Annotated in this window: 23 protein-coding genes; 6 read left to right on the top strand and 17 right to left on the bottom strand. The window is 55.0% G+C overall.

Annotated features, from left to right (window positions below; all coding sequences use genetic code 11):
• Positions 1 to 162: 162 nt before the first annotated feature.
• Complete coding sequence (locus RT657_RS10250) at positions 163 to 381, bottom strand: hypothetical protein (protein WP_111140909.1); 219 nt, start codon at positions 379 to 381, stop codon at positions 163 to 165.
• 413 nt (positions 382 to 794) lie between these two features.
• On the opposite strand from RT657_RS10250, the gene dbpA reads away from it, so the two are divergent.
• Positions 795 to 2,177 (top strand): ATP-dependent RNA helicase DbpA, encoded by a 1,383-nt coding sequence (gene dbpA / locus RT657_RS10245; RefSeq protein ID WP_313654281.1) that lies wholly within the window; start codon positions 795 to 797, stop codon positions 2,175 to 2,177.
• Positions 2,178 to 2,211: 34 nt separating this feature from the next.
• Here the strand turns inward: dbpA and RT657_RS10240 are convergent, their stop codons facing one another.
• Positions 2,212 to 2,604 carry a NirD/YgiW/YdeI family stress tolerance protein gene (locus RT657_RS10240; protein ID WP_313654280.1) on the bottom strand — a complete coding sequence of 131 codons (393 nt, stop codon included), beginning with the start codon at positions 2,602 to 2,604 and terminating at the stop codon, positions 2,212 to 2,214.
• 167 nt (positions 2,605 to 2,771) lie between these two features.
• Between RT657_RS10240 and RT657_RS10235 the strand changes: the two genes are divergently transcribed.
• The 3 genes from RT657_RS10235 (at position 2,772) to RT657_RS10225 (ending at position 5,831) form a co-directional block, all read left to right on the top strand.
• Entirely contained in the window at positions 2,772 to 3,740 is a 969-nt protein-coding gene (locus tag RT657_RS10235; protein WP_313654279.1) for a chemotaxis protein, read from the top strand.
• Between the two features lie 74 nt (positions 3,741 to 3,814).
• Positions 3,815 to 3,949: a hypothetical protein gene (locus tag RT657_RS10230; RefSeq protein ID WP_313654278.1), complete on the top strand. Its 135-nt coding sequence runs from the start codon at positions 3,815 to 3,817 to the stop codon at positions 3,947 to 3,949.
• A 304-nt stretch (positions 3,950 to 4,253) separates the two neighbouring features.
• Positions 4,254 to 5,831, top strand: a complete 1,578-nt coding sequence (locus tag RT657_RS10225; RefSeq protein WP_313654276.1) for a methyl-accepting chemotaxis protein — start codon at positions 4,254 to 4,256, stop codon at positions 5,829 to 5,831.
• Positions 5,832 to 6,047: 216 nt separating this feature from the next.
• On the opposite strand, the gene RT657_RS10220 is transcribed toward RT657_RS10225, so the two are convergent.
• From RT657_RS10220 to proB, 12 genes are all read right to left on the bottom strand, one after another.
• Positions 6,048 to 6,218, bottom strand: coding sequence for a cold-shock protein (locus RT657_RS10220; protein WP_313654644.1), 171 nt, complete (start codon positions 6,216 to 6,218; stop codon positions 6,048 to 6,050).
• 3 nt (positions 6,219 to 6,221) lie between these two features.
• A complete protein-coding gene (gene cspA / locus RT657_RS10215) occupies positions 6,222 to 6,434 on the bottom strand; it encodes an RNA chaperone/antiterminator CspA (RefSeq protein WP_009091867.1) in 213 nt (70 codons plus the stop codon).
• Positions 6,435 to 6,730: 296 nt separating this feature from the next.
• The gene (locus RT657_RS10210) at positions 6,731 to 7,153 is read right to left on the bottom strand and encodes an Ivy family c-type lysozyme inhibitor (protein WP_313654275.1); all 423 of its coding nucleotides are present in this window, start codon (positions 7,151 to 7,153) and stop codon (positions 6,731 to 6,733) included.
• A 143-nt stretch (positions 7,154 to 7,296) separates the two neighbouring features.
• Positions 7,297 to 9,042 (bottom strand): glycosyl hydrolase family 28-related protein, encoded by a 1,746-nt coding sequence (locus RT657_RS10205; RefSeq protein WP_313654273.1) that lies wholly within the window; start codon positions 9,040 to 9,042, stop codon positions 7,297 to 7,299.
• Between the two features lie 47 nt (positions 9,043 to 9,089).
• On the bottom strand, positions 9,090 to 9,242 hold the full coding sequence (locus RT657_RS10200; protein WP_158527498.1) for a hypothetical protein: 153 nt from the start codon (positions 9,240 to 9,242) through the stop codon (positions 9,090 to 9,092).
• Positions 9,243 to 9,246: 4 nt separating this feature from the next.
• Positions 9,247 to 9,540, bottom strand: coding sequence for a hypothetical protein (locus tag RT657_RS10195; RefSeq protein ID WP_313654269.1), 294 nt, complete (start codon positions 9,538 to 9,540; stop codon positions 9,247 to 9,249).
• Positions 9,537 to 9,884, bottom strand: coding sequence for a hypothetical protein (locus RT657_RS10190; protein ID WP_313654266.1), 348 nt, complete (start codon positions 9,882 to 9,884; stop codon positions 9,537 to 9,539). Before RT657_RS10190 ends, RT657_RS10195 begins: the two co-directional genes overlap by 4 nt.
• Positions 9,881 to 10,348: a glycoside hydrolase family protein gene (locus RT657_RS10185; protein ID WP_313654264.1), complete on the bottom strand. Its 468-nt coding sequence runs from the start codon at positions 10,346 to 10,348 to the stop codon at positions 9,881 to 9,883. The genes RT657_RS10190 and RT657_RS10185 overlap by 4 nt, the downstream gene beginning before the upstream one ends.
• A 204-nt stretch (positions 10,349 to 10,552) precedes the next feature.
• Positions 10,553 to 10,831 (bottom strand): hypothetical protein, encoded by a 279-nt coding sequence (locus RT657_RS10180; protein WP_111141857.1) that lies wholly within the window; start codon positions 10,829 to 10,831, stop codon positions 10,553 to 10,555.
• A 421-nt stretch (positions 10,832 to 11,252) separates the two neighbouring features.
• Positions 11,253 to 11,984, bottom strand: a complete 732-nt coding sequence (locus RT657_RS10175; RefSeq protein WP_313654259.1) for a S24 family peptidase — start codon at positions 11,982 to 11,984, stop codon at positions 11,253 to 11,255.
• 361 nt (positions 11,985 to 12,345) lie between these two features.
• The gene (gene proA / locus RT657_RS10170) at positions 12,346 to 13,599 is read right to left on the bottom strand and encodes a glutamate-5-semialdehyde dehydrogenase (RefSeq protein WP_313654256.1); all 1,254 of its coding nucleotides are present in this window, start codon (positions 13,597 to 13,599) and stop codon (positions 12,346 to 12,348) included.
• A gap of 10 nt (positions 13,600 to 13,609) precedes the next feature.
• On the bottom strand, positions 13,610 to 14,713 hold the full coding sequence (proB, locus tag RT657_RS10165) for a glutamate 5-kinase (protein ID WP_313654254.1): 1,104 nt from the start codon (positions 14,711 to 14,713) through the stop codon (positions 13,610 to 13,612).
• A gap of 236 nt (positions 14,714 to 14,949) precedes the next feature.
• Between proB and ompC the strand changes: the two genes are divergently transcribed.
• On the top strand, positions 14,950 to 16,062 hold the full coding sequence (gene ompC / locus RT657_RS10160; protein WP_313654253.1) for a porin OmpC: 1,113 nt from the start codon (positions 14,950 to 14,952) through the stop codon (positions 16,060 to 16,062).
• A gap of 305 nt (positions 16,063 to 16,367) precedes the next feature.
• Here ompC and crl read toward each other — a convergent pair whose 3' ends face one another.
• The 3 genes from crl to gpt form a co-directional block, all read right to left on the bottom strand.
• Positions 16,368 to 16,769, bottom strand: a complete 402-nt coding sequence (crl, locus tag RT657_RS10155; protein WP_313654252.1) for a sigma factor-binding protein Crl — start codon at positions 16,767 to 16,769, stop codon at positions 16,368 to 16,370.
• Positions 16,770 to 16,899: 130 nt separating this feature from the next.
• Entirely contained in the window at positions 16,900 to 18,147 is a 1,248-nt protein-coding gene (gene frsA / locus RT657_RS10150; protein WP_313654250.1) for an esterase FrsA, read from the bottom strand.
• A gap of 115 nt (positions 18,148 to 18,262) precedes the next feature.
• Positions 18,263 to 18,721 carry a xanthine phosphoribosyltransferase gene (gene gpt / locus RT657_RS10145; RefSeq protein WP_111142236.1) on the bottom strand — a complete coding sequence of 153 codons (459 nt, stop codon included), beginning with the start codon at positions 18,719 to 18,721 and terminating at the stop codon, positions 18,263 to 18,265.
• Between the two features lie 254 nt (positions 18,722 to 18,975).
• Here gpt and pepD point away from each other — a divergent pair, with 254 nt between their 5' ends.
• Positions 18,976 to 20,433 carry a beta-Ala-His dipeptidase gene (pepD, locus tag RT657_RS10140; protein ID WP_313654248.1) on the top strand — a complete coding sequence of 486 codons (1,458 nt, stop codon included), beginning with the start codon at positions 18,976 to 18,978 and terminating at the stop codon, positions 20,431 to 20,433.
• Positions 20,434 to 20,528 lie beyond the last annotated feature (95 nt).

Below are 20,528 nucleotides of genomic sequence, written 5' to 3'. Positions count from 1 at the left end.
GTCTTTGCGTAAGGTGCAGGCTCCCTGAGCCGTCACCTGTCTCACAGCGGCAATCCCGCCCTTTGCTCCGGCCATGCCGCAAACGCAGCACAAATCTCCCGGAGCCAGAAACAACAAAGCCTCCCGGTGGGAGGCTCTGCATTTACCTGAGCGCGAGGCGGATTACGCGCTTTTGGCCCATTTATCTTTTGACATCAATTCCATTGCCAGCGCATATAAGCGACGATCTTCCTGATCACAGGGCTCATCTTCCGCATAACAGCCGATCATAGAGGCGATCTTATCCGCAGATAAGCTTTCTCCATGAACATGCAGTGTCAGTACGGCGCGGCCTACTATTTTAAGCACATTCTCATGTGGTCCCTGGATGCTATTACTCAATGAAAATACCCTCTACCGGTCGTTGTACCAGGAATATGGCGCGCTAAATATAAAGCAATTAGCTCAGGATTTTTATCGGCACCAGACGCGATATTTTTTAATGATTAATTCTATTACTGGAGACTCAGTTAGGGAGTTATCTGATTAACAATGAAATAAATTTTCAAAAACGGCCACTTATAAAACAAAGAATGGTCTCAAACCGCACCTCACATACATCAAGCCCTTCCCGGACCGCTTAATTGTTAAAAATAAACCACCTTTTTTCTGTAAAGTTCAGTCAATTCCTAAGCAATCTGATGAGGATAGTTTCATCCCGCTTACCATCGACGTTACCGTTGCTGTCAGGCGTGCTTTCTGCCAGACTTGCGGCGCAATAATGCCCGACACCTTCAGCCTCAGAGGCCGCGCCCGTGACCGCTTTTTCTACCCTCAATTCGCTTCCCGACAGCCAGCTCGAAAACCTGCGCGAGATGGGCTATACCAGCATGACGCCCGTGCAGGCGGCTACGCTGCCTGCCATTCTGCAGGGACGCGACGTGCGTGCGCAGGCGAAAACCGGCAGCGGTAAAACGGCTGCCTTTGGTATTGGTCTGCTGCACCATATCGACAGTACCCGCTTCCAGACTCAGGCACTGATCCTCTGTCCAACCCGTGAACTGGCAGACCAGGTGGGCAATGTGCTACGCCAGCTGGCACGTTACATCCGCAACATCAAAGTCCTGACGCTCTGTGGCGGCCAGCCGATGAGCGCACAGCGGGATTCGCTGGTGCATCCGCCGCATATCGTGGTCGGCACCCCGGGTCGCATCCTCGACCATATTCATCGCGAAAACCTTAAGCTCGACCAGCTCAACACCCTGGTACTGGATGAGGCGGATCGCATGCTTGAAATGGGTTTCCTGAATGATATGGAAACGATCATCAAAGCGACCCCCGCCTCGCGGCAGACCCTGCTCTTCTCTGCCACCTGGCCCGATGCCATTTCGGCCATCAGTACCCGCTTCCAGCGTGATGCGCTGAGCGTGGTCACGGAAGATGTCAGTGAACTGCCCCACATCGACCAGCAATTTTTTGAAGCCAGCCACAATGAAAAGCTGGGGTTGCTCATCGCCCTGCTGGGCGACCAGCAACCCTCCTCCTGCGTAGTCTTCTGCAACACTAAACGTGAATGTGACGACGTTGCTGCCGCGCTTAACGCGCGCGATATCAGTGCCCTGCCTCTGCATGGGGATCTGGAGCAGCGCGATCGCGAACGTGTATTAATCCGCTTCGCTAACGGCAGCGGTCGTGTGCTGGTGGCAACCGACGTTGCCGCGCGTGGACTCGACATCAAATCCCTGGCGATGGTTGTCAACTATCAGCTTGCCTGGGATCCGGAAGTTCACCTGCACCGCATTGGCCGTACGGCACGCGCGGGTGAACATGGCGTTGCGGTCAGCCTGGTTGCTGCTGATGAAATGGCGCGCGCCCATGCGCTGGAGGATTTTCTGCAGCAGAAGCTGCCGTGGGTGTCGGCCAGTACGCTGAAAAAGGGCAGCAGTAAACCGCTGCCTGCTGCGATGATGACACTCTGTATTGATGGCGGCCGCAAAGCCAAGATTCGTCCAGGGGATATTCTGGGTGCGCTCACAGGTGAAGCCGGTTTTCGCGCTGAGCAGATAGGGAAAATCGTGCTGACGCCCACTCACGCCTATGTGGCGATTGAGGCAAACCAGGCCAAAGCGGCGCTGGTGAAGCTTAAACAGGGCAAAATCAAAGGCAAAACCTGCCGGGCGATTCTGCTGAAGGATTAAGGAAAACGGGCGAGGATTCTCCTCGCCCGTTCGGTTATGGCTCGTCGATCTGCGTCACATGCAGCGTGGTTTTGTCACCTTTTCCATGCACCTTGCCGCTCACACGTACTTTATCTTCGGCGGTGTACGTTTTACCCCCGAAAGTCTTTTTCGCCGCGATGATCGGCACCGTTCCGGTGTTGTCACGGAACTGATACCGTTCGCCCTGCTCTTTCTTCACGATGTACCCTTCCAGCGTCACATAGCCACCCTGACGGAAATCGCGGATCTGATTGACATGCGTCTGCCCGGTATCTTCTGAACCTTTATAGCCCGCATCTTCCTTGTGCTGCGGGGGTGGCGTCTCACCGGCTTTGAATCCACCCTCTTCGGCCATTACCCCTGCACTCATCATCACCAGCAATGACGCTAAAATCACTTTTTTCATTTCACACTCCTTTATTGGAAAGGTGTCCATGCTGAACCTTCAGCATTAAGCCTGGCACAATAATGGGCGTCCGTTTTATTTCACCCTCTTCTTCTCACTTTTTTCCGTTTGCTGCCGATAACCTGTTCACACCCTATTTCACCAGCTGCGTTAATGCAGAGGCAACCATGGATAATTTTCAGAAAGAGATCGATGAAAGAGCGAATCTCGCGTTATCAAACAAGTTTGAACTGCTGCTGTTTCGCTTAGGTTCCGATCAGCTGAAAGGCAAGTCGGAACTCTTTGGCATTAACGTCTTCAAGCTGCGTGAAATAGTTCCGATGCCCGCCATCACCAAAGCGGCAGGCATGCGTTCGCCGCTGCTGGGTATGGCGAGCATCCGGGGTCAGTTTATCCCGGTCATCGACCTGCCTGCTGTGGCAGGCTGTGTCCCGGAAACCGGCCTTAACCTGCTGCTGGTCACCGAATATGCACGTAACACACAGGCGTTTGCGGTGGAGTCGGTAGAGAACATCGTGCGTCTCGACTGGAGTCAGGTTCACACCGCAGAAGCCGGTATCGGCGGTCGCAATATCACCAGTATTGCCTGTCTGGACAGTGATAAGCAGAGCAACGAGCTGGCGATGGTGCTGGATGTTGAGCAAATCCTGTATGACATCATTCCGTCAGTGCGTGGCGTAGAGCCCGAAGTGGCCCGGCCACGCGCCTTCCCCTATCGCCCGGGTGCGGTAGCCATCGTGGCGGAAGACTCTAAAGTGGCGCGTCAGCTGCTGGAACAGGGCCTGAAAAGCATGGGCATTCCGGCCCTCATGTTTAACACCGGTCTGGATGCCTGGGAAAAAATCAAACTGATGAACCAGGAAGCGCAGGCTGCAGGCGAATCGATTCGCGATAAAATCGCGCTGGTGCTGACCGATCTGGAGATGCCGGAGATGGACGGCTTCACGCTGACCCGCAACATCAAGCGCGATCCAACGCTTAAAACGCTGCCGGTGGTCATTCACTCTTCTCTGTCTGGCAGCGCCAACGAAGATCACGTACGCAAAGTCGGTGCCGACGGCTATGTGGCGAAGTTTGAGTTAAATGAGCTGTCAGATGTCATTTTCAATGTTCTCGACGCGGCCCGCCAGGAGTGAGCGGGCCGCTTCTGAAGGTCCATCACGCTTTTACTCTTCGCCAGCGGAAGCGCTGGCCTGACCAGGAATCCACTATGCACATCGAAACGCTAACTGATACACCGTCCCGTCAGAACGTGCTGCGCGGCCGTTTACGCCAGCTGGCCTGGATCACGGCGATTACCCTGAGCCTGGTCTTCTGGGTGGGCCTCTATTTCTTGATTTTCTGAACCCATTCGGGTTTGTCAGGATCGGGCTGTCAGTACTCTTGCTGACAGCCCTTTTTTTTTGCCCTCTGATTTGCCTTTAGGCTATCCACTAAGCCTTTCTGATGTTTAGTGCCGCCATTTTATTTACTCACCGTGATTACTTAAAAATTATTAAAGATACAACTGCACGCTCCGATAACTGTATGCGCGAGATCACCTTTTTGCCTGTGCCGGTGGCCACAGACATCAGCAAGGCACTGCGCACAACAGCATGAATCCTGATTGTTGCTAAAGATTTGATTAATAATAAAACGGGGAAGAGAACATGTTCAGTATCAGGAATATGAAGGTAGGAATGCGGCTCGCTGCAGCCTTCGGTATTATTGTGACGTTACTGATAGTGATTGGCGTGACATCCATTACCAGGATTAACAACATTAATACAGCAATTGCGTCGATCGTTGACGATCGTTATGTAAAGGTGCGACTGGCATTTGATGTGCGCGATGGCGTTAACGATCAGATCAAATATCTGCGCGGCATCGTAATCGACACCACAAGGCCGGAAATGAACGTAAAGCGTTACGGTCAGCTGGATGAAGCCACGCAGCGTACCAATACGGCGATGAAAAAGATCGAAGATATTCAGGTCACACCAATCGGCAAGAAAAAGATCGCCAACCTGCTGGCGTCATCACTGGCCTTTGAGAAAGTTAAAGCCGAGCTGATTACGCTGGTTAAGGCAGGCGATTTTGATGCGGCCAGCGTGTATGTGCTGAAATCAATGACCGCCACTCAGAATAAGTTTCTTCAGGATGCGGTAAATTTCGCTAACTCCCAGGATTCGCAACTGCGCAGTGAAGGTCAGGGTATTGTGGAAAATGGTCAGTCAGCCATTTTTATCACGCTGCTCTTCTCCGGTCTGGCAATTCTGGCCTCTGTTCTGCTTGGCTATCTGCTGACCCGCTCGATTGTCCGTCCGCTGGTAACTGCCGTTGACGTCGCGGAGCGCGTTGCTGCAGGCGATCTCAGTTCGCAGATCAACATTACCTCACGCGATGAAACCGGCGTGCTGATGCAGGCGCTTCAGCGGATGAACGACAATCTGCTGTCAATTGTGACCGAAGTGCGAACCGGCTCCGATACCATCGCCGTCGCATCAAATCAAATTTCCAGCGGTAACCTCGATCTCTCGACACGCACCGAACAGCAGGCCAGTTCGCTGGAAGAAACCGCCTCCGCAATGGAGCAGATGACCTCTACGGTAAAACATAACGCCGATAATGCGCGTGAAGCCAACCAGCTGGTTTCCACCACGTCGACCGTGGCACGAGAAGGCGGGGTTGTCATGGAACAGGTGATCGAGAAAATGGAGGCGATTGCCCTCTCGTCACGGAAAATTGTCGATATCATCAGCGTTATCGATTCCATCGCTTTTCAGACGAACATTCTCTCACTGAACGCGGCGGTCGAAGCCGCACGCGCAGGCGAACAGGGTCGCGGCTTTGCGGTGGTGGCCAGTGAAGTGCGTAATCTGGCCCAGCGTTCGGCCTCTGCGGCGAAAGAGATCAAAGTACTGATTGAAGATTCTGTCGCGAAGGTTGATGAAGGCAGCAAACTGGTGACCCGTGCAGGTTCAACCATCGGCGACGTGGTGAACAGCGTGCAAAGCGTGGCGAATATTATGAGCGAGATCACCATCGCCAGCAGCGAACAGAGCAGCGGCATCAATGAAATTAATCAGGCGATTACGCAGATGGAAGCGGTAACGCAACAGAATGCTGCGCTGGTTCAGGAAGCCTCCGCGGCTTCGCAGGCGCTGCAGGACCAGGCTGAGCGCATGGCACAGGCAATGAGCGTGTTCAATACCGGTAAGCTTTCCCTGCAACCCGTACAGCTTTAATCGCATAACGGCCTGCTGCGGCAGGCCAGTTTCTTTATGAGGCTGACATGTCGGCGTGACAGTACTGAAGACAGGCGGCTTTAGCGTGCAAGCAAAACCAGCCCGCAGGCGCGGATTTGAGGGTTGAGAATGAAAACGCCAGAAACAAAAAAGGCTGCCAGAGGCAGCCTTTGATTACTGTAAATGCAACAACGCTATAAAGCTCACAAGCCTTTATCAGAAAGCACGAAGCGCGCTCTGAGTTGCAATCCTCGTTGCGTTCACCTGAACAACAACAGATTTGCAGAAAATGCATTTCGCTCCATGCGGATTGGCTCTTGTGACATCAAAATGTGACGTACGAAACTGTGAGCCATTACAGTGAGGACACTTAAAAGTAATTTTCAGTCCTTAGAGACCAACAACATTCGCAGCAGCTGGGCCTTTGGCACCATTTTCTACTGTGAATTCAACTTGCTGACCTTCGTCTAATGAACGGAAATCGGTGCCCTGGATTGCAGAGAAGTGTACGAATACATCTTTGCTGCCGTCCTGAGGAGAGATGAAACCGAAGCCTTTCTCTGCGTTAAACCATTTAACGGTACCGCGAATTTTGTTAGACATGCTTAAATCCTTAATTATCGAGCCTTCCGGCGTAATGGCCTGAGAACAGATTTTAATCAGAACGTAAGAGAAGACTCAAAAAGAAGGGATGTCTCGCGACAAACTTAGAGATGAGAACTGCTTTGGTTACTTAGCTTTGATAGTGTCTGTTAATCAAACCGACAATTCATTAGGCCACACTTCGCTCAGGGACGCAACCTGCATTTGAAATTAAACCCAAATGACTGTGCGTAAGACGTGCTGACACGCATTCTGTTGCAGATCCCCCGGCCTGCGTGGATCTGCAGGCCAGACACTTACTCAGCGGCCCCGCCATTCAGCGTCCTGAACAGGACATTCCGCAGCCCGGCATCGTCCAGAGGATCGAGATTAAGCCAGGTCAACGTCTGGCGATCGCGCGTCTGATCGTAGTCGGAGTAGAGACCATGGATCTCCCCTGTTCCTGGCGAGTAAAGAATGGCGATAGACTGCGCCGGACAGTTGTGCGTCTTGCAGCCAGAGAGCACCTGCCAGGTCACACCCTTCAGCGTCAGGGTTTCAGCCGGTGTACTGGTACCGCCCTGCTTCACCCAGGCAGGAAAGTCGTGCCCGGCGATCAGCGTCTGATAAGCCTGGCCTGTCTGTCTGCTCTGTATAAAATCAGACAGATAAGTTGGCTTCGCCGCGCTCACGAACATCGGCACCATCGCCAGTGCGATCGCCACTAACCCTTTTTTCATGATCTCTCCTTATTTATCACGTCCTGTCAGCTGTCTGACACAGGACAATATCGGCTTTGTCGTGACCTGTCAGCTTAAACATCAGCAGCTCACCAGATCAAAAAAAGGGCGAGGCCCAGGCCTCGCCCAAAAGGTGCCGATCATCAATCGTAGTAAGGGACCTTGCGGTCAACGCCATTGATATTGATCAGCACAAAACCGGTCGGCGCGGTTTTATTGGTCGGTGTACCCGCTGCGGTGGCCAGCGTGACAACCCCTTTTTCATTCGCACCGACACCCGCCAGCCCGTTGTGCATGCCGAAGCGTGCTGCGGGTTTCAGGTTACTGAGTTTGGTAATGTCCGTGACCATCGACATATCAGCCTGGAACAGTGAGCAGGAACCGGTATCGAAGCGCGTCGGACCGGTGGTTTTCAGGTTGAACATGGTTTCGCCGCTGTTGGCTTTCAGCTTCACCCACACAACGGCATAGGTGGTGCCGACCCGGCCATAGCGGATATCCAGCACGGAAGGCTGCCCCATGTGATACGCATCGGCCCAGACCGTCTCCAGTCGCTGCAGGTTGATCAGGGTTTTACCGGTGCCGGGCACATTGACCGGTGAACCGGCGGTCCCTGACGGCGTGGTGGCATCCGCTTTCCCGATTAGCTCCATCACCCATTGCTGGTTGGGCGCCGGGAAATAGAGCTGCCCCAGCCGATACCAGTTATCTGTATCGGTGTTGTTCACCACCTTGTAGCCACTGTAATAGCCGGCGCGCAGCGAACCGGTCAGGAAACTGCCGTAGTTCTCATCCCGACGATAGCCATATTCAAAGGTCGATAACCATTTGTTTCCGGCCACATCATTGGTGATTTTTGCGCCGGCCTGCAGGTTAATGTGACGCATCACTACGCGGGCATTGTTGAGATTGAGTGGCGTCACGCAATCCTCAATGTTGAGCGTATCGATGGTCCAGCCGCCGTCCGACAGATCCCCTGGGTTAGCCGTATGTTCGATCCAGACGTTGCGCATAATCCCCTGGGTTACGCGTGGCATATAGAGCGTGGCATCGCCGTAGCCCGACTGGAAATTGGCATTACATAACTCGATAGCGGTTGAGTGATCCCAGTTGCCTTTTGGTGCGTTTGACCAGCCAACATCGAACACCCGGGAAAAGGTGCTGGAGGTGTAGATCTGATCGAATTTACTGTCGAGCGTATCCTGCAGTTTAAAGACCGTGCCCCCCGTGCTCTGCGCTTTGAAGCAGAAAAGGCTGACGATCTGGCCGCCGGTAATCGTATTTTCAAAGAATGGCTGCTTGTTGCTGCACTGCTCCGGACTCACAGTAGTTTTAAGGGCAATGCTGGCACTGGCCTGTCCATGCCAGGCGATGCCTTTAATGGCGATTTTACGCGCCATGACCTTAAACACCGGATTATCGCTCTTGTCAGAGACGATGGTGGTGCGCGGTGATGATCCCTGCTCGATGTCATCCCCAATCAGACCAAAAAACGGCAGCTCTGTATTGGTGAGATCAATCGGTGAGATCAGGAAACGACCGCCCGGAAAACGCACCGGTATCGCTTTGGCATAGGTGTTGTAGGTCTGTGTCCATGCCAGCATCCGTTTAAAGGCATCGGTATCATCGGTAACACCATCCCCTTTCGCACCAAAGTGCAGGATATTTACTTCGGCAGGATCGTTGATGGTGCGCTTCCAGTAGAAACCGTTACCCACTGCCACCGTACCGCCATCATCTTTCAGCGGGGTGGTGCTGAGGAAGCCGACAAAGTCAGCGCCACCGCGGAAGCTGGAGTCTTTGTCGTAATAGCGCTTCAGGCTCGCGACTTCACCTGATTTTGGCGGGACTGTGGTACGCAGTTCAGCAAAAGAGTTCACTTCGATCATAGAATCCTCCTCAGGATCATAGAGAGATTGCGCCGGTTATCAGCGCATTACTTTGCTGCGGCCGGATGGCCGCAAAGGGTGTCCCACATGTCGTTGTGGGTGTTGATGGCGCGCACCGTCCGGATGTCCATCTTCTGCGCGTCATCGCCGTAGGTATAAAGAGGGGAAAAAAGCACACAGGCAGAGTCGGTGATCGCCACCGGCTCAGGGTTTGTGGTATTTCGACTGCTGCAGCTTGTCGCGAGCAGCAGCGTCATCAAGGCTGTTATTGTCGGTCGCCACACGGTTAGCCTCCTCGCGATGCTGTTGTTGCTGTTGTGCCACCGCAGTGATGCGGGACGCCTCCTGACGCGCGTTATCGACGTCAGATCGTGCTTTTTGCTGCACTTTGCCGACTTTTTTGCCACCGAGGTAAGTCGCGCCCAGCGCCGCGATAACAGCCGCCAGCGCCGCAAGCCAGTGCCAGCCGCCGCCCAGGAGAGAGGTAATCAGCGTCATGGTTTTGCGCCTCCGGATTGAACCTTCGCGTTAAGCAGATTTTTCTGCCGGACAAACTGGGCAATCACCCCCATCGCCACCATGAACGCACCTATCAGCCCCAGATAGTTGTGCGGCAAAATCGCTTTCACGTCTTCCGGCAGAACGCTCCAGGCATCGACGGCAGCGGCAGGAAAGGACTGTGCCCAGGCGCTGAGCATGGAGCCGAGTGACGCCAGCCAGACAGACCAGGTTTTAAACAGGAGACGGGCATGAGAGACAAATTCCAGGGTGGTAAAACGCTGCAGCAGCAGCAGAATGATGATTGCCGTCAGCACGGCGACAAGGAACATGAGCCATCTCATAGCAACCCCCTGTAAACCGCATAGGTTCCGCTGCGCATCATCTCCGCGTGACGTCTGGCGCGGCCCGGCGTCTGACGCGCCCAGAGACTGTTCATCATCGCGTCGGCCGCCTCATTGAACTGCTCTGAGACGATGGCGCTGAGCATGTTTTTGAACTGCAGCACCCCCTCGACGCCAAGCTGGTAAGCCATACTGAGCAGCACGTCGGTCCGGGCGTCGTTGCACTTCGCCAGCGCATTACGCAGCAGCTCCCTGCCCTGCATTTCCTGAATTTTGTTTTCAAGAATGCACTGCTTCCAGACGTCACCGACCCGCCGGGGAACGCGAAAACCGTAGTTACTCAGCGACGCGCCTTTGGGCCCGATGCGGATGCCGCCCGCCACGGTGGGATAGCCCAGCGTGTCGAGATAAGGCGTTTCTACATACCCCTCTTCAAAATTCAGTACTGCGATAATCTGGCTCATAACAACTCCTCAGTAATGGGTAAATTCCATGCCGCCCTGTGGAAAGAAATACATAACGCCCGCTGATCATTAGCCTGCGCAGCGCAACAGAATGCCCTGCTGAACATCCAGCAAAACTGAACAGTATTTCAACAGATTGCGTCCAGTGAGAGCTGGAGAACGCGGAGCATTGACCGGGACGGAAACCGCCGTTTTCTCTGCCTGTCAGCCCACGGCGTAGAGATGCACGTGCGGCAGACAGCAGTTGTCGAAACTGGGTGTTTCCTGGCTGGTAATACGGGGAGCAGTGATTGCGCGTTCAACGCGCGGAGTGACCTGACGCTGGCAGATTTGCTCTGCACGTCGCAGGGGTAGTGTTTCAGTCGGAAAGTTCAGTGCCTGGTCGATGCTCTGTTTCAGGCTGCTGAGAGGTTGGCGCCGCCGATGGCGGCGAGTACGTGCGTTGCCCACAAAAACGCTTTTGCCATAGTGAATTATCGCCATAACTCCTCCTGTGAATGAGTCTTTGGCGATGGGGTGGCAGGCGCGAGCTTTCGGTGATCCGAACGGGCCCGGATGTCGTTTATCGCAATCACACGCCTGCCGCCCGGCTGCATAAGCAGCCAGGTGGAAAGTAAGCGAAGGGAAATAACGGCATCTGACGACGCTGCATTTTGCGCATCCACCCCATCCCAAAGTTCACTGACTTTTGGGTGGTATGATTCGCGCTTGTGCAGCGCCTCAATTGTTTAAGAGCGGCTCATCCCTGAAAGAACTGCTTCGTTCGTCCATGTTCAAATTATTAACAGGTTCTTATGCATTATCAAACACTGTTGGTTAATTTTTTATTTACCGCTGGTTAAATTTATGAATTTAAGCCGATTATTTTTTTGCAGCCCTCCTGAGGAAAGCGGCAAAAGCGGGCTTAGCCGAGGATTTGATAGTGACGTGCCTGGCTCATAATGACTTTAGCCAGCACCTTCAGGCTGGTCACGTCCTCATGATTAAGATACCAGGTTTCATAACGTTTATTATCTGAAATTACAGCAATTTTCTTATGCTGAAGCTGCAAGCGTTTGAGGTAGAGCTGCTCGTCGAGCGTAAAAATATAGATGCCATCGCCGTCAAACATCCGGACGCTAATGTCCACAAACAGCTGATCACGCGGCGCAAAGGTGTCCGCCATGGAGTCGCTGTTGATCGCGATAAGACGGATGTTCTCCGCCGGTCGGCCGTTGAACAGCACGCGCGCCTCATCCAGACCATACTCAATGGCCTGGATCGTCTCCACAAACTCATCGCGCGCAGGCAGGCCTGCCGCGCTGCGCTGCCCGATGTCGAGACTGTCAACCCGAAACACATTCTTGTGGGCAGTGAACGAATTCAGCGTGACCGGCTCCGCGGGCTGCTCCATTCCGTACTGCAGCCACTCGACCCTGACGCCCAGCAGCTGGCTGAGCGCCAGCAGATTGCCGTCATCGGGGACAGACTGCGCATTAAACCACTTCCACACTCCTGGCGTTGATATCTTACAGCCTTGCTGTTGCAGGGCCCTGGCAACCTGTTTGTTTCGTCCATGTCCGACAATGCCGGCACTCTCACAGGCCGCTATCAGCCTGGCAGTGAAAGCCTGTCTTGTACTTTCTTTTTTAACCATTAGTTAATAATCAGCCATAGAAGAGATACTGGATGTTATTTTCATTATTGCTACCAGTTCATTTTATATTACCGCTCATTTACTACCTAACCGCTTTATCAAGCATTTCTGATTATCATTATCCGCTTCCGCTTGCCGCTGAACAAAAAATATCGCCTCAGGCCGCATACAGCCTGGGCTTTCAGGAATGTTCCGTAAGAAATTGCGTGAAATTCAGCCAGCATAGCGGATAGTGACGACGACGCCAGAGCGAAAAGAGATCTGATCCACAAAAAACTCTATTTTTCACTGGACCGGAAAAAATGCGCTAAAAAAAACGGGAGTCTGTAAAAGACTCCCGTTTTGTTAAAAATTAGTGTGCTCAGGACCGGAGGGTGTCGTCCCCCCAGGCTATCCATTTGTAGGTGGTCAGCGCTTCCAGCCCCATCGGTCCGCGGGCATGCAGCTTCTGTGTGCTGACGGCGACTTCCGCGCCCAGCCCGAACTGACCGCCGTCGGTAAAGCGGGTGCTGGCGTTCACATAGACTGCGGACGAATCGACCTGACGGACAAAACGCGCGGCATTGCGGGTGTTGCGGGTCAGAATGGCATCGGAGTGCTGCGTACCGTGCGTGCGGATATGGTCGATTGCGTCATCCATATTCGCCACCAGCCTGACGTTAAGATCCAGCGACAGCCACTCATCGTTGTACTGCTCAGGCTTCACCAGGGTGACGGCGGCCGGCCCCTGCTGCAGCTGCGCCAGCACATTGCGGTCAGCATGCAGCGAGATCCCTTCCTGCGCCATACGCGCACTGAACGCGGGCAGGAAGCGATCGGCCATTGCCTGATCCACCAGCAGCGTTTCCAGTGAATTACAGGCGCTGGGACGCTGTTTTTTCGCGTTAACGATCAGATCAAGTGCCGGTTCGATCGCCATCGTCTCATCGATATAGATATGACAGACGCCGATCCCGCCGGTGATGACCGGGATAGTCGACTTTTCCCGGCACAGCTTGTGCAGACCCGCTCCGCCGCGCGGGATCAGCATGTCAACATAGCGATCCAGCTTCAGCAACTGATTTACCAGCTCACGGTCAGGGTTCTCGATCGCCTGGATAATGGCAGCCGGCAAACCGTGCTGCTGCAGCGCGTTCTGGATGACCCGCACGGTGGCCGCATTGGTGCGCCATGTCTCTTTACCGCCGCGCAGAATAGCGGCGTTACCGGTTTTAAGGCACAGGCTGGCGACATCAATCGTGACGTTGGGACGCGCCTCGTAAATTACCGCGACCACCCCCAGTGGCACGCGACGACGTTCAATCCGCAGCCCGCTGTCAAGCAGACCACCATCAATCAGCTGTCCGACCGGATCGGCCAGCTGGCAGACCTGACGGACATCGCTGGCGATGCTGCTGAGACGCTGCGGGTTGAGCGTCAGCCGGTCCAGCAGCGCCGCACTCATGCCATTCTGACGCGCATCGGCCAAATCCAGTTCATTCGCCGCCAGAATATCTGCGCTCTCTGCTTCCAGGCGGTCGGCAATGCTCATCAGCACCTGATTCTTCTCAGTGGTTGACAGATCGGCCACGGTATAAGCTGCGGCACGTGCCGCTTTTCCCATCTCTTCAAGCATTGTCCGCTCCTTAACTGACGATCATGTCGTCGCGGTGAACCGCCACCGGGCCATACTCATAGCCCAGAATTTCACTGATCTGCTGGCTGTGATGACCGGCAATCATCCGCATTGCATCGCTGTTGTAGCGTGAAACGCCATGGGCAATATCACGCCCCTGCAGGCTACGGATACGGATCACCTCTCCGCGCGAGAAGTTTCCCTGGATCGCCCGGATCCCTTTTGGCAGCAGCGAGCTGCCGCGTTCAATAATGGCCGCCAGTGCTCCATCATCGACGGTGAGTTCACCCGCCGGTGGCGCGCCAAAAATCCAGCGTTTGCGATTCTCCAGCGGCGACTGCTGCGCATGAAAACGCGTGCCGACCGGCCTGCCCTCGATCACATCGCTGATCACGCCGCTGCGGCTACCGGAGGCGATGATGACGTCGATACCTGCGCGGCAGGCCACATCAGCCGCCTGAAGCTTGGTGGACATGCCACCGGTGCCCAGCCCGGACACGCTGTCACCCGCCAGGGCGCGCAACGCATCATCGATAATGTGGACGTCGCTGATGAGCTCAGCATCGGGATTGTTTCGCGGGTCGGCGGTAAACAGCCCCTGCTGATCGGTCAGCAGCAGCAGCTTATCCGCCCCGCCGAGCATTGCGGCCAGTGCAGAAAGGTTGTCGTTATCGCCAACTTTGATCTCCGCGGTAGCGACGGCATCGTTCTCATTAATGACCGGCACAATGTGGTTATCCAGCAGCGCACGCAGCGTGTCGCGGGCGTTCAGGAAGCGTTCGCGATCTTCCATGTCGGCACGGGTCAGTAGCATCTGGCCAATATGAATGCCGTAGATGGAAAAGAGCTGTTCCCACAGCTGAATCAGACGGCTCTGCCCCACCGCAGCCAGCAGCTGCTTTGAGGCGATGGTCGGTGGCAGTTCGGGGTAGCCCAGATGTTCGCGTCCGGCGGCCATCGCGCCAGAGGTCACGATCACAATGCGGTGGCCTGCGGCGTGCTGCTGCGCACACTGACGAACCAGTTCCACGATATGTGCCCGATTTAACCGACGGGAGCCGCCGGTAAGCACGCTGGTACCCAATTTGACCACTAAGGTCTGACTGCCACTCATATTTCCTGCCGTAGTGAAAATTTTTTACGAAAAGACGTTTTAACAGGTGTCGATACGGAAGCCAACAGCCAGCGGGGTAAAAGCACGAAATTACGCGGACAAAGCGGTAGACCAAAAGTTCAGCATTAACAAGAAATCAGGAAAAGCGTCATAAAAAGTTCATCCGCAGCGGGTAAAAAGTCGGTGCTTTACAAAAACTTTCATTTTTACGGCGTTCACATTGGGATTGATAGCAAATGAAGAAAAGCACACTGGCCATGCTCCTCTGCACACTAACGCTGGCTTCTGCCGCGCAGGCTGCCGAAATCTATAATAAAGACGGCAACAAGCTGGACTTATACGGCAAGGTGAAGGCGGAGCATTACATCAGCGATAATGCCAGCGCAAACGGGGACAAGTCCTATACCCGCATCGGCTTCAAGGGTCAGACGCAGATCAACGACCTGATGACCGGTTATGGTCAGTGGGAATATCAGTACAACGTCAATAACTCCGAAGGCAGCGACGCCAACAACGGCAATAAAACCCGTCTTGGTTTTGCCGGCCTGAAATTTTCGCAGTATGGTTCGGTGGATTATGGTCGTAACTACGGTGTGCTGTATGACGTGGAAGCCTGGACCGACGTCTTCCCGGAATTTGGCGGCGACGGCACGGCCCGTTCCGATAACTTTATGACGCAGCGTGCAACCGGCGTCGCCACTTACCGTAACAACAACTTCTTTGGTCTGGTGGATGGACTGAAGTTTGCGCTGCAGTATCAGGGCAAAAATGACGCCTCCAGCGCCAACAGCCGTACCGACATTAACCGCCAGAACGGCGACGGCTACGGCGCCTCACTGGGGTATGCGCTGGGTGATAGCGGTGTGAGCCTGATGAGTGCCATCACCTCTTCTGATCGCACCACCCAGCAGCAGGCGCGCGCCTATGGCGGCGGTGACCGTGCCGACTCCTGGGGCGCAGGCGTAAAGTATGATGCGAACAGCGTCTACCTGGCCGCGATTTATACCGACACCCGCAACATGACGCCCATCAGTGGCACCAACCGCAATACCGGTGCGGCCGTTTCAGGCGCAGCCAATAAAGCGCAGAACATCGAGCTGGTCGCGCAGTATCAGTTTGATTTCGGCCTGCGTCCTTCCATCGGCTATGTTCAGACCAAAGGCAAAGATATCGAAAACGGTATCGGCGATGCGGATCTGGTGAAATATATCGATGTGGGTGCGACCTACTACTTCAACAAAAACATGTCCGCCTTCGTGGATTACAAAATCAACCAGCTGGATGATGATAACGCGCTGTCGCTCAACAACGACGACGTGGTCGCCATGGGTGTAACCTACCAGTTCTGATTGCCGGGTGGCGACACACTGGTTACAGCATAAAAGAAGGGCGAGTATTTCACTCGCCCTTAATGATTGCCAGACTCAAATTCGTGCGAACCCGGCAGCAACACAATACTCAACGCACAGGAGGCAGGGTCAGAAGAGGAAAGCGTCCCACGCCAGGAATGGCATGGGACGCGCGTGTCAGGGATGACGGCCTTTGCGTCTTTCCGATGTGACCCTGTTCCCTGCGCAGGCGCGCGCTCACAGCGGGCCAGACTTTGACAAAAAAGGCGAGTGTTTCCACTCGCCTTTTTTTGCTAAACACCCAGTCAGGCGCTCAGCTTCACGGGTTTCTCATCGAAATCGCTGGCCGGGATTAGGTCCAGCTCCAGCTCCTTCAGCATCGCTTTCAGGCGGGTATGAAAATTCCGTAATGTCTCTTCCACGCGCGCCGCGTTCTCTTTGCCCTTGATCGTCGCGACCGACCAGTCGCCCTCTTTATCAAACAGACCGATGTGGTAGACATAGGTAAAGTGATCAGCCTGTGCTTCAAGCTCCATCCACCAGCCCCAGAACTCACGCAGTTCCGGTGCCGGTTTCACATTGACGCAGGCCGCCAGGCAGTCAAAGAAGAACCGGGTTTCGCCACATTTCCCCTCGCGAATATAAGGACCCAGTTCCGTAAAGCGTTTAAGCAGGCGACTGCGGGGGTGACCACTTGGTAACGTCATGCTGATTCTCCGTAGATTTGACCGCTATACAGCCTTGTTTTTCCGGGGTCTCTGGTCACGTCATGGCGTGAAACAGGCAGCCCGGAACAATTTCGCTACTAGTTGTAGCAAACAGTGTAAATTTTGCCAGTTACCTTTTTAGACGCTTCTCCAGCCAGTCGCAAATTTCATTCAGTGCCCTGTCGAAACTGGCTATCATCGGCTTCACCGGAATCTGCAGGGCCTTGCCATCTGATGAGGAGTTCGCAATCAGCCTGCTCTCCTCTTCCGGGCTGAAGAGATCATTCTGCCAGTAACCCGACAGCATCGGCGTCGGCGTACGGCGGCCCAGTAATCCCTGTGTTTTCAGCGAATAGCGATTCAGTTCGGTTCGCAGTGCACTGTCGGAGGCGGAGGCCATGCCCAGCCGGCTCGCCAGCATATCCATATACATATCGGGAATCGCATCCTGCAACGACCGCTGCGTCAGCAGAGCGTTCACAATCGGGCCCAGGCAGGCGACGCCGCGCAGCCGCTGCGACTCCAGATAGGCCAGTCGCACGGCTACGTTGGCCCCGAAGCGGTAACCAAACGCCGCTACCCGCTGATGGTCGATCCACGGTACGTTTTGCAGATCGCGCAGAATCTGCTGATGGAGGAAGCTGGTGTCCTGATTCAGCGTCCACTTCACGGAGTTACCGACCGAGGGCATATCGATGGTCAGCATCGCGATGCCACGCGGTGCAAGGTAGTCGTGGAAAAGACGGTAGTGATCGCTCTGCAGGGAATCGAGCGCGCCGCAGAACAGCACGGTAGGATAAGGCGCGTCCACATCCGGAGGCATGTGCAGAAAGCCGCTGACCGGGCTGCCATTCGGAATAGCAAACGTCAGGATTTTCAACTCGCCGGGCAGCCGCTGCGTCGCCTCTTCATAGGCACGATTCGCCAGCGTCTGTGCCTGATCGGCCAGCTCATCCCCTTTAATATAAGGATAGGCGGCGACGCTATAGAGATGTGCCGCATGCAGCCAGTTGTGCCCCGCCTCGCTATCGTCGCTGGCCTCCAGCGCCTTCTGCTGCCAGAAGCCTGCCTGTCGGCACCATTCGAAGGGCCAGTTGCCGCCGCGAAAACCGATTACCGTGTCGAGCAGAGCGTCATCGGTGTGCTCAGCCCGGCTGATGGCGATACGCGCCAGCACTTCACTGATCTCCTGCGGCGTCAGGCCGCGCCATGCCCACATCAGTTTGTTAAGCATGCGATACCAGCCACGCTGGCTGTCACCATCCAGGGCGGAGTGGACATCCGGGGTAGCATGATGCTGGCGGCGAACCAGGGAAGAGGTTTCAGGATGTTTGAAGCACGGCCTGAACAGCTCCTCGCTGAGATTTTTGCTGGACATATTCACTTCTCCTGCATCAGAACGGCAATGGCTAAGTGTACTGTACGGCTATTCAGCGTGCGAGGCTCGGAAAGCACAACGCCCGGAAAACCGGGCGTTGTCTGATGTGTATCAATCAGTTTTTGACAATCGGCGGGATGTAGACCACGCCCATATCCCACGGCTGCTCGATCCAGGTATCCTGCGGAATATCCACGATGTAATCGTCAACCAGCGCGCGTCCGGCCGGTTTAGCGAAAATGGTGCAGAAACGGGCTTTCGGGTACATCTCGCGGATCGCCTGGGCGGTGCCGCCGGTGTCCACGAGGTCATCGATCACGATAAACCCTTCGCCGTCACCTTCTGCGCGCTTCAGCACTTTCATTTCGCGCTGATGATCGTGGTCGTAGCTGGAGATGCAGACGGTATCAACGTAACGGATACCCAGTTCACGCGCCAGCAGCGAAGCCGGTACCAGACCGCCGCGACTCACCGCGATGATGCCTTTCCACTGTTCAACAGGCAGAAGACGCTGGGCCAGTTTACGGGCATGAATCTGCAGCATGTCCCAGGTAACGACGTATTTTTCGCTCATAGAATAGAAATCCCAGCCAACCGAAGTGGCTTAAAAATGTGCAACGGGGAAAAGGTTGCGCGAGATTATAAGGAGTTGACGCACTAAAAACCAGCACCCGTGCGCTGGTTGCGGCTTTTTAGCGCGCCGGAGAGCGCACCCGGGGAAAAACAGTGATATTCTCGGGCCTGGCTCGTCAGATTCTCTGACGGCGATTTTTCACTGGAAACTCGCGATGTCCGGCCCCGCCGGTACACGGATACAGGAGACCTGTCGTGTCTGAATTGTCTCAACTCTCTCCACAGCCACTGTGGGATATTTTCGCTAAGATCTGCTCCATTCCTCACCCTTCCTTTCACGAAGAAGCGCTGGCTAACTACATCATGGGCTGGGCGAAAGAGCAGGGCTTCTGGTGTGAGCGCGATCAGGTCGGCAACATCCTGATCCGCAAACCCGCTACCCCGGGCATGGAAAAGCGCACCCCGGTTGCGCTGCAGGCGCATCTGGATATGGTGCCGCAGAAAAATAACGACACCGTTCATGACTTCACCAAAGATCCGATTCAGCCCTGGATTGATGGCGAGTGGGTCAAGGCGCGCGGCACCACCCTGGGCGCGGATAACGGCATCGGTATGGCATCGGCGCTGGCGGTACTGGCTGACAACAGCCTGACGCATGGCCCGCTGGAAGTGTTGCTGACCATGACCGAAGAAACCGGTATGGATGGCGCATTCGGTCTTCAGCCCGACTGGCTGCAGGCTGAAATCCTTATCAACACCGACTCAGAAGAGGAAGGTGAGATCTATATGGGCTGCGCGGGCGGTATCGACTTTGTCTCCTCCCTGCCGCTGACCCGTGAGGCCGTGCCTGCTGAGTTCCAGACCCTGAAGCTGACGCTGAAAGGATTGCGTGGCGGTCACTCTGGTGCCGATATCCATGTTGGCCTGGGCAATGCCAACAAGCTGCTGGCGCGCTTCCTGGCGGCTCACGCGGCTGAACTGGATCTGCGTCTGCTGGCTTTTAATGGCGGTACACTGCGCAACGCCATTCCGCGTGAAGCCTTTGCAACCGTGGCAGTCGAAAGCCATAAAGCGGATGCGCTGAAATCAGCGGCCGCCCAGTTCCTGAGCGCCATTAAGAATGAGCACGGTATCAAAGAGCCGAACATCACGCTGGTCAGTGAGCCGGTCGCGCATCAGGGTGAAGCCCTGAGCAGTGACAGCCGCGATCGCTTCCTGAACCTGCTGAACAGCACGCCTAACGGTGTGATCCGTAATTCAGACGTGGCGAAGGGCGTGGTGGAAACCTCACTGAATATCGGTGTGGTGACGATGGAAGACGATCACGCCGAGATCAACTGCCTGATTCGTTCACTGATCGACACGGGCCGCGACTACGTGGTGCAGATGCTGACCTCGTTAGGCCAGCTGGCCGGTGCACAGACCAAAGCAAAAGGCGGCTACCCGGGCTGGCAGCCGGACGCGGACTCCGCCATCATGGCACTGACCCGCGAGACCTACATCGCCCTGTTCGACAAAACGCCGAACATTCAGGTGATCCACGCCGGTCTGGAGTGTGGTCTGTTCAAGAAGCCTTATCCGAATATGGATATGGTGTCGATTGGGCCGACCATTACCGGGCCACACTCGCCGGATGAGCAGGTTCACATCGAAAGCGTGGGCCTCTACTGGAAGCTGCTGACCACCCTGCTGAACGTGGTGCCGGAAAAGTAATCCTGCCATAAAAAACCAGGCTCTGGCCTGATGCCGGTCATCTGAGTGACCGGCACTTTTTCTGAACAGTGATGCTGAGCTGCTCACCCTGCTCG

Source organism: Pantoea sp., from assembly GCF_032114055.1.
Classification (GTDB): domain Bacteria; phylum Pseudomonadota; class Gammaproteobacteria; order Enterobacterales; family Enterobacteriaceae; genus Pantoea.
The sequence above is the reverse complement of the archived record's forward strand: the minus strand, read 5'-3'. Positions and strand labels throughout refer to the sequence as shown.

Coding starts and splice junctions, on each gene's coding strand:
- frsA (WP_313654250.1), bottom strand. CDS start 18,147: ATGTCCAGCAAAAATCTCAGCGAGGAGCTGTTCAGGCCGTGCTTCAAA.
- cspA (WP_009091867.1), bottom strand. CDS start 6,434: ATGTCTAACAAAATTCGCGGTACCGTTAAATGGTTTAACGCAGAGAAA.
- gpt (WP_111142236.1), bottom strand. CDS start 18,721: ATGAGCGAAAAATACGTCGTTACCTGGGACATGCTGCAGATTCATGCC.
- RT657_RS10225 (WP_313654276.1), top strand. CDS start 4,254: ATGTTCAGTATCAGGAATATGAAGGTAGGAATGCGGCTCGCTGCAGCC.
- RT657_RS10235 (WP_313654279.1), top strand. CDS start 2,772: ATGGATAATTTTCAGAAAGAGATCGATGAAAGAGCGAATCTCGCGTTA.
- proB (WP_313654254.1), bottom strand. CDS start 14,713: ATGAGTGGCAGTCAGACCTTAGTGGTCAAATTGGGTACCAGCGTGCTT.
- ompC (WP_313654253.1), top strand. CDS start 14,950: ATGAAGAAAAGCACACTGGCCATGCTCCTCTGCACACTAACGCTGGCT.
- crl (WP_313654252.1), bottom strand. CDS start 16,769: ATGACGTTACCAAGTGGTCACCCCCGCAGTCGCCTGCTTAAACGCTTT.
- RT657_RS10195 (WP_313654269.1), bottom strand. CDS start 9,540: ATGACGCTGATTACCTCTCTCCTGGGCGGCGGCTGGCACTGGCTTGCG.
- RT657_RS10210 (WP_313654275.1), bottom strand. CDS start 7,153: ATGAAAAAAGGGTTAGTGGCGATCGCACTGGCGATGGTGCCGATGTTC.
- RT657_RS10175 (WP_313654259.1), bottom strand. CDS start 11,984: ATGGTTAAAAAAGAAAGTACAAGACAGGCTTTCACTGCCAGGCTGATA.
- RT657_RS10230 (WP_313654278.1), top strand. CDS start 3,815: ATGCACATCGAAACGCTAACTGATACACCGTCCCGTCAGAACGTGCTG.
- RT657_RS10180 (WP_111141857.1), bottom strand. CDS start 10,831: ATGGCGATAATTCACTATGGCAAAAGCGTTTTTGTGGGCAACGCACGT.
- RT657_RS10205 (WP_313654273.1), bottom strand. CDS start 9,042: ATGATCGAAGTGAACTCTTTTGCTGAACTGCGTACCACAGTCCCGCCA.
- RT657_RS10240 (WP_313654280.1), bottom strand. CDS start 2,604: ATGAAAAAAGTGATTTTAGCGTCATTGCTGGTGATGATGAGTGCAGGG.
- RT657_RS10185 (WP_313654264.1), bottom strand. CDS start 10,348: ATGAGCCAGATTATCGCAGTACTGAATTTTGAAGAGGGGTATGTAGAA.
- RT657_RS10190 (WP_313654266.1), bottom strand. CDS start 9,884: ATGAGATGGCTCATGTTCCTTGTCGCCGTGCTGACGGCAATCATCATT.
- proA (WP_313654256.1), bottom strand. CDS start 13,599: ATGCTTGAAGAGATGGGAAAAGCGGCACGTGCCGCAGCTTATACCGTG.